General features: G+C 68.6%; 7 protein-coding genes. All 7 read left to right on the forward strand.

The genetic code is table 11. The features are described 5' to 3' along the window. The first annotated feature begins 42 nt into the window (after positions 1 to 42). The gene (locus MRY84_RS18675) at positions 43 to 1,023 is read left to right on the forward strand and encodes a VOC family protein (protein WP_291507195.1); all 981 of its coding nucleotides are present in this window, start codon (positions 43 to 45) and stop codon (positions 1,021 to 1,023) included. After that, on the forward strand, positions 1,020 to 1,928 hold the full coding sequence (locus tag MRY84_RS18680) for a cytochrome c (protein WP_291507196.1): 909 nt from the start codon (positions 1,020 to 1,022) through the stop codon (positions 1,926 to 1,928). Before MRY84_RS18675 ends, MRY84_RS18680 begins: the two co-directional genes overlap by 4 nt. 86 nt (positions 1,929 to 2,014) lie before the next feature. Then, the gene (locus MRY84_RS18685; RefSeq protein WP_291507197.1) at positions 2,015 to 3,640 is read left to right on the forward strand and encodes a sigma 54-interacting transcriptional regulator; all 1,626 of its coding nucleotides are present in this window, start codon (positions 2,015 to 2,017) and stop codon (positions 3,638 to 3,640) included. A gap of 234 nt (positions 3,641 to 3,874) precedes the next feature. Further along, on the forward strand, positions 3,875 to 4,780 hold the full coding sequence (locus tag MRY84_RS18690) for a sulfurtransferase (RefSeq protein WP_291507198.1): 906 nt from the start codon (positions 3,875 to 3,877) through the stop codon (positions 4,778 to 4,780). A gap of 88 nt (positions 4,781 to 4,868) precedes the next feature. Further along, the gene (locus MRY84_RS18695) at positions 4,869 to 5,438 is read left to right on the forward strand and encodes an OsmC family protein (protein WP_291507199.1); all 570 of its coding nucleotides are present in this window, start codon (positions 4,869 to 4,871) and stop codon (positions 5,436 to 5,438) included. A 43-nt stretch (positions 5,439 to 5,481) separates the two neighbouring features. After that, positions 5,482 to 6,639: an acyl-CoA dehydrogenase family protein gene (locus tag MRY84_RS18700; RefSeq protein WP_291507200.1), complete on the forward strand. Its 1,158-nt coding sequence runs from the start codon at positions 5,482 to 5,484 to the stop codon at positions 6,637 to 6,639. Then, positions 6,636 to 7,768 (forward strand): FAD-dependent oxidoreductase (locus MRY84_RS18705; protein WP_291507201.1); only part of this gene is annotated, 1,133 nt, incomplete at its 3' end. The genes MRY84_RS18700 and MRY84_RS18705, both read left to right, overlap by 4 nt.

Here is a 7,768-nt window from a genome sequence, read left to right on the forward strand (position 1 = left end):
ATTCAATTTTCATTGGATCAATCAATTCTGAAGGATAACCCCATGTCCCCTCCCCTCCGCCTCGCGTACCTGGTGTTTGAGGTCCGCAAGCCTGTCCGATGGCACCGCTTCATGCAAGAAATGCTGGGCCTGCCCGAGCCGATAGCGCACCCGGGCGGCGGCACGGGCTGGCGAGTGGACGGGGCACGCCAGCGGCTGGTGGCGCTGCCCGGCGCCGCCGACGATCTTCTCGCGCTGGGCCTGGAATGCGCCACCGAGGCCCATCTAGCGCAACTGGTACACCGCTTGCAGGCCGCCGGCCACGCGGTGGTACAGGCCGACGCCGCGCTGTGCCGCGAGCGCGCGGTGCAACAGCTGTGGTGGCTGCGCGATCCGGCGCAAGGCCGTGTGGAGCTGTGCGCGGGCCTGGAGCAGGCGCCCACGCCCTTCGCCAGCACGGCGTTTCCCGACGGGTTTGAAACGGGCGCGCTGGGCCTGGGCCACGTGGTCCTCGCGACCCAGGACCTGCCCGCCATGGAGGCCTTCTACACCGACCTGCTCGGCTTTGGCGTGACAGAGCGGCTGGCCACGCAGGTCGGGCCGGTGCACCTGCGCGGCACCTTCCTGCACTGCAACCAGCGCCACCACTCGCTGGCGTTGTTCGACCTGCCCTCCTCGCACCGCATCCACCACTTCATGCTGCAGGCGCGCAGTCTGCGTGACGTGGGGCGCGCGTTCGAACGGGCCGAGGCCCTTTCGGTGCCCATCGACCTCGGCCTGGGCCAGCATCCGGACCCGGACGGCACCTTCTCGTTCTACGGCGAGACGCCCTCGGGCTTTGCCTTTGAAATCGGCGCGCAAACCCGGCAGATCGACCCCGGTGCCTGGCGCACCATGCACACGCACGAAACCAGCGCATGGGGACACCGGCCGCGGCTGCGCCTGAAGCTGAAGATGGCGCGCGAACTGCTCAAGGCGCGGCTGCGCACCAGGCGGGCCCCGCGCCCGGTCGCCCAGGCTGCCGCGCTGGGAGACGCACTGTGAGCCGCGCACTGCGACGCACGCTGTCGGCGGGCGCCATATTGGCGGCCGTGGTGGCGGCGACGACCGCGTTGGGGGCACTGTGGGCCGAACGCAAGATGCAGCGCCAGTTGGTGCTGGACGTGCCCGCGGTGCCGGCGCGGGCGGATGCCGCCAGTATTGAGCGCGGCCGCTACCTGTTCGCTTCGCGGGGCTGCGTGGACTGCCACGGCGCGAACGGCGCGGGCCGCACGTTCATTGACGACGCGAACGGACTGCGGGTCCGCGGCCCCAACCTGACGCCGGGCGCATACGGCGTGGTGGCGGGCTATGCAGGTGCGGACTGGGACCGTGTGGTGCGCCACGGCATCAAGCGGGATGGTCGCCCGGCCCTCATCATGCCCAGTGAAGACTACAACCGCCTCACCGACGATGACCTCGCGGCGCTGGTGGCCTATGTGCAGCAGTTGCCTGCAGTGGCCGGCGAGCCCGGCGAAGTGCGGCTCCCGCTGCTGGTCAAGCTGCTCTATGCGGCGGGCGTTGTTCAAGACGCCTACGAGAAGATCGACCACACCTTGCCGTCGCAGACACCGGTGACCGAGACAGTGAGTGCGGAGCACGGCGCCTACGTGGCCAACATGTGCATGGGCTGCCACGGTGCCAAGCTGGCGGGCGGCAAGATTCCGGGCGCGCCACCGGACTGGCCCGCGGCCTCCAACCTCACCGCGGCCGTAGACGGCGCCATGCACCGCTATGCCAGTGCGCAGCAGTTCCGACAAATGCTGGCCACCGGCAAACGCCCGGACGGTTCGCCCGTCAGCACGGTCATGCCGTTCAGTTCGCTGCAATCCCTCAGCGAGACCGACGCGCACGCCCTGTACCTCTACCTGAAGGCCCTGCCCCCCGTGCCCACGGGCAGCAACCGTTAGGGGCTGAGGCCCGCGCGGCGCAGGCCCCCGGCGCAAACCGAACGCAACGGAACGCAAACCGGGCGCAAAACTTGCGACGTCCCGGCATGCACGCCAAGACGCCCCCCACCGCCCCGCACAGCCCGGCCACCGACTGGCACGCGCAGGAGCTTCTGCTGATGCGCGAGGTGATGCGCCTGATCGGCCGCAGCCTGGCGCCCGGCCTGGTCCTGCGCGAGATGCTGCACCTGATGAGCGAGCTGCTGGGCCTGAACCGGGGGCGCATCGTGCTCATGGATGGAGGGCAAGCTGCCGAGGCGGGAGCGCCACGCACCGCCTCCGTCCAGCACGCCTACGGCCTCACCCAGGCCGAGGTGGCGCGGGGCCGCTATGCCTGGGGCGAGGGCGTCACCGGCCGCGTGCTGGCCACCGGGCAGCCGGCCATCGTGCAGGACATCGATGCCGAACCGCTGTTTCTGGGCCGCGTGGTGCCGCGCAGCCAACTGCCGCCCGAGACGGTGGCCTTCATCGCGCTGCCCATCGAGGTCAACAACGTGCCCATCGGCGTGCTGGCATGCCACCGCATCCGCAGCCGCCAGCGCCACCTGAACGACGACCTGGCCGTGCTGCGCGTGCTGGCCACCCTGGTGGGGCAGCTGCTGCAGCTGGAAGCGCTGGTGGCGGACCAAACGCGCCAACTGGAGGCGCGCAACGCCGTGCTGGCCAATGCGCTCAACACCAAGAGCGCGCGCTACGGGCTCATTGGCAGCTCGCCACCGCTGCTGCAGGCCTTGAGCGAGCTGGAGCGCGTCTCGCAGACCCAGGCCACCGTGCTGCTGCTCGGCCAGTCGGGCACGGGCAAGGAGCTGTTTGCGCGCGCCGTGCACCTGGCGAGCGGGCGGCGCGACCGGCCCTTCATCAAGGTCAACTGCTCGGCCATCCCGGAGGCGCTGTTCGAATCCGAACTGTTTGGCTACGAAAAAGGTGCGTTCACCGGCGCCAGCACCGCGCGCGCCGGATGGTTCGAGCAGGCGGACAGCGGCACCATTTTTCTGGACGAGATCGGCGAGCTGCCGCTGGCCATGCAGTCCAAGCTGCTGCGCACGCTGCAAGAAGGCACGCTGGTGCGCCTGGGCGGGCAGCGCGAGGTCAAGGTCAATGTGCGCCTGGTGGCGGCCACCAACCGCGACCTGGCGCAGGAGGTCGAGGCTGGCCATTTCCGGCAGGACCTGTACTACCGCCTGAACGTGATCCCCATCCGCCTGCCCTCGCTGGCCGAGCGGCGCGAAGACATCCGCGCGCTGGCCCTGCACTTTGTGAGCCGCGCCAACCAGGCGCACCAGCGCAACGTGAACCTGGCGCCCGACGCGCTGGCGCGGTTGGAAGAACACCCCTGGCCCGGCAACATCCGGGAGCTGGGCAACGTGATCGAGCGGCTGGTGCTGCTGGCCAATGACACGCTGGTAACGCGGGCTGAGCTGGACCGGTTTCTGCCCGCAGCGGCTGCGCCGTCGTCGCCCTCGCCGCCGTCTGCACAGCAGATCGTGTCGGGGCCATCCTTGGCCGCCGCAGCGCCGCTGGTGCGCGACTACACCCCGGCCCAATCCCACAGCGTGCAGGTGCTGCAGGCGGCGCTGGCCGAGTACCACGGCAACCAGTCGCGCGCTGCGCAGAGCCTGGGGCTGACGCTGCGGCAGTTCGCTTACCGGCTGCGCAAAGCGGGATTGAAGTGACGCCTAACACTGTGTCGACAATTTGTAGACACAGTGTTCAACGGCTGCGTTGAACAGGCTGCTCTGCGGTCAGCGCGGGGACAATAACGCTATTAAATAAATAGCTGTTTGCGCTTTACAGATAAGCGCTAGCGGCCAATTTCATTCAAATTTCTTTGTATCCGACCGCTCTGGCACACCTGTTGCGATAAGGAGGGTAGGCATTCCGCCCTCCTCCGCATCGAAAGGTTTCCCATGAGCACCGCTTCCGCCTCCGACGCCGTCCTCATCTCGCCCACCCAGTTGCAGGCCCTGCAAGCCGCAGAGCCTGTGGTGCTGATCGACACCCGCGACGCCGACACCTACGCCCTGGGGCACATCCCCGGCGCGGTGAACCTGCGCGAGACATTCACGTATCTCGCCACCTCCACGCCCCAAGGCCTGCAGGAGCTGAAAGACACCTTTGCCGCGCACCTGGGCGCCATCGGCCTGTCGGGTGCCGAGACGGCCGTGTTCTATGAAGACGCGCTCAACAGCGGTTACGGCCAGTCCTGCCGGGGCTACTACCTGCTGACCTGGCTGGGCTACCCCAAGGTCAAGGTATTGAATGGCGGTTACTCGGCCTGGAAGGCGGCAGAGCTGCCCGTCTCCACCGAGGCCGTGGTGCCCACGCCCGCCATCTTCCCCACCCAGCTGGCCACCACCGATGTGATGCTGACCAAGGAGGATGTGATCGAAGCCCTGGGCACCGACACCGTGCTGCTGGACGTGCGCGATGTGGACGAGTGGATTGGCGACAGCTCCAGCCCTTATGGCAAGGACTTTGCGCCACGCAAGGGCCGCCTGCCCGGCGCCAAGTGGCTGGAGTGGTACCGCTTCATGAAGCCCTCGCCCCAGGGCCCGGTCTTCAAGTCACCCGACGAAGTGCGCGCCGAATGCGCCACGGCGGGCATCAGCCCGGCGGACACGGTGTACCTGTATTGCTTCAAGGGCGCACGCGCGTCCAACACCTTCCTGGCGCTCAAGCAGGCGGGCTTTGCCGATGTGCGCATGTACTTCGGCTCGTGGAACGAATGGTCGCGCGACGACAAGCTGCCGATCGAAAGCGGGCTGCCGCTGGTCAAGTTCCCCAAAAAGCCTGCGCTGGCACTGGCGGCCTGAGCCCCGTGCGTTGTTGCAGCGGGCGTAGCCCGCTGCGAACCCTGTCCTTCTTTTTTTTGCATTCCCTTCTCTTTCTTCAAGGAACACCATGTCCACCGATCTGCTGGAACCCTCTGCCCCCGTCACCACCGTGCACACGCACCTGCGCCCCATCGACCGCGACGGGCTGATGGCCTTTGCCGACAAGGGCCGCAACAACCCTGCCAGCCGGGGTACCAACAAGGTCCATACGGTGATGGAGGGCCAGTACCGCTCGCTGAGCTATGTGGGCAACCATGCGCCGGTGGTGGTGGATGAGCCCCTGCACCTGTTCGGTCAGGACACGGCACCCGCTCCCGGCGAGATCGTGCTGTCGGGCCTGGGCGGCTGCCTGGCTGTGGGCATCACGGCTGTCGCCACCTGGAAGCAGGTCAAGCTCAGCAAGATCGAGGTCTTCATGGAAGGCGACATCGGCAACCCCGCCGCCTGGGGTGCGGGTGGTGCACTGCAAAAGACGCCGCCGGAGATGGGCTTTCAGGCGATCCGCGTGAAGGTGCTGGTGGAGGGGGATGCGCCGCGCGAGGTGCTGGACGAGATCGTGAAGCACGCCAACTTCTACTCGCCCGTGGCCAACAGCATGCGCAACCCCATTCCGTTCGAGATCAGCCTCGCGGACTAAATAGCCCCGCAACCGAGCCCGCCTCGCGCACCCAAGGAGCCCCATGAACCCCGCCGACCTCCCTCCCCAACTCCACCTGGACGGCGCCCTGCGGGGCGATGCGCTGCTGGCCGCTGTGCGCCAGATCGCCCAGGGCCCGCTGGCCGCGCAGGTGGAGGCGATTGACCGCACCGGCTACTACCCCTGCGCCGAGCTGCAGCAGCTGGCCGCCGTGGGCGCGATGAGCGCGCACCTGGACAGCACGGCGGGCCCGGCCGACTACGGCCTGGCCATCCGCGCCATGGCCGAGGCCTCGCGCGTGTGCGGCGCTACCGGCTTCATGATGTGGTGCCAGGCGGTGTGTGGGCTGTACCTGCAGCAGTCGGGCAACCCCACGCTGATGGGCGATGTGCTGCAGCGCCACGCCAGCGGCGCAGGCATGGGCGGCACGGCGCTGTCCAACCCCATGAAGAGCTACGCGCAGATCGAAAGCCTGCTGCTCAAGGCCACGCCGGTGGAGGGCGGCTACCTCGTCAACGGCACCCTGCCCTGGGTGAGCAACCTGGGGCCCGACCACTACTGCGGCGCGATTGCGGCGGTGGTGGAGGCCGACGGTGCGGCCAGCCAGCGCGAGGTGATGTTCCTGCTGCGCTGCGACGCACCGGGCGTGGAGATGCGCGAATGCCCCAGCTTCTCCGCCATGGAGGGCACGGGCACCTATGCACTGCGGCTCAAGGACCATTTCATCGGCACGGCCGACACCATGGCCGACCCTACCCGGCCTTTCATCGCCCGCATCCGCGCTGCGTTCGTGATGCTGCAATGTGGCATGGCGGTGGGCATCACCCAGGGCGCCATCGACTCGATGTGGGCGGTTGAGGCCCAACTGGGCCACGTCAACCAGTTCCTGGAAGACCGGCCCGACGCCCTGCAGGCCGAACTGGATGCACTGACCGCACGCGTCATGCAACTGGCCCAGACGCCGTTCGACACAAGCACTGATTTCTTCATTGATGTGCTGGACGCCCGTGTCCACGGCGCGGAGCTGTGCCTGCGCGCCGCCCAGTCGGCCCTGATGCACCAGGGTGCGCGCGGCTACCTGATGAGCTCGGACGTGCAGCGGCGCGTGCGCGAGTCGCACTTTGTGGCCATCGTCACGCCCGCCATCAAGCACCTGCGCAAGGAGATCGCCCGGCTCAGCACCGAGGAGATGCCTGCATGACGCCCGCCCTCCCCACCGCCACCACGCCGTCGGTTGCCTCCGAGTTCGTGTTGAGCGCGGCATCGCAGGCGCTGTGCGATGCGTTTGCCGACGCGGCCACCCAGGCGCCCTGGCAAAGCTACATCTGCAATGCCTGCGGCTACGTCTACCACGAGGCCGACGGCGACCCCGATGGCGGCCTGCCGCCGGGCACGCGGCTGGCGGACATACCGGACGACTGGGCCTGCCCGCTGTGCGGCGTGACCAAGGCCGATTTTTCACCGTACGAAGCCCCCACGCTGGAGGCGCTGCGGGCGCAGGCCAGCGCAGCGCCAGCCGCCTCCCTGCGCGTGCGTGGCGAGCCGGGCGTGGTCATCGTCGGCGCGGGCCGTGCAGGCTGGCAACTGGCCGAAACCCTGCACCAACACAGCGCCACGCTGCCCATCACCCTGGTGACGGCCTGCGCGGGCGACCGGTACGACAAGCCTTTGCTGTCGGTGGCCATGGCGCGCCAGCTGGACCCGCTGGCCCTGGTGTCCGAAACCGGTCGCGATGCGGCGCACCGCCTGGGCGTCACCCTGCTGGCCCACACCCATGCCGTGCGCATCTGCGCCGACACCCGCCAATTGCGCACCACGCGGGGCGTGCTGCGCTACGGCCACCTGGTGCTGGCCCACGGTGCGCAGGCCGCCTTGCCTCCGGGCTTGCCCGCCAGCCTGTGCTGGCGCATCAACCACCTGGACGCCTACCAGCGCCTGCGCCAGCACCTGGGCGACCAGCCCAAGGACGTGCTCATCATCGGCGCGGGCCTGGTCGGCAGTGAGCTGGCCAACGACCTGGCACTGGGCGGCCACCACATCACGCTGCTGGACACGGCCACCGAACCACTGGCGCGCTGGCACGACCAGCAGGCGGGCCCGCAGCTGCTGGACGCCTGGAAAGACCTGTCCATCCGCTTTGAAGGCGGTCTGCAGGTGGAGCAGGTGGAACGCGTGGGCTCGCGCTACCGCGTCACCACCACCAGCGGGCGGCGTTTTGCGGCGGACGAAGTGGTGGTGGCTGCAGGCCTGCTGCCCCCCCACCGCCTGGCGCAGAGTGCAGGGCTTGATTGGACCCATGGCATTGCGGTGGACGCAGGCACGCTGCAAAC

This window comes from Acidovorax sp. (genome assembly GCF_022763525.1).
GTDB lineage: Bacteria > Pseudomonadota > Gammaproteobacteria > Burkholderiales > Burkholderiaceae_C > Acidovorax.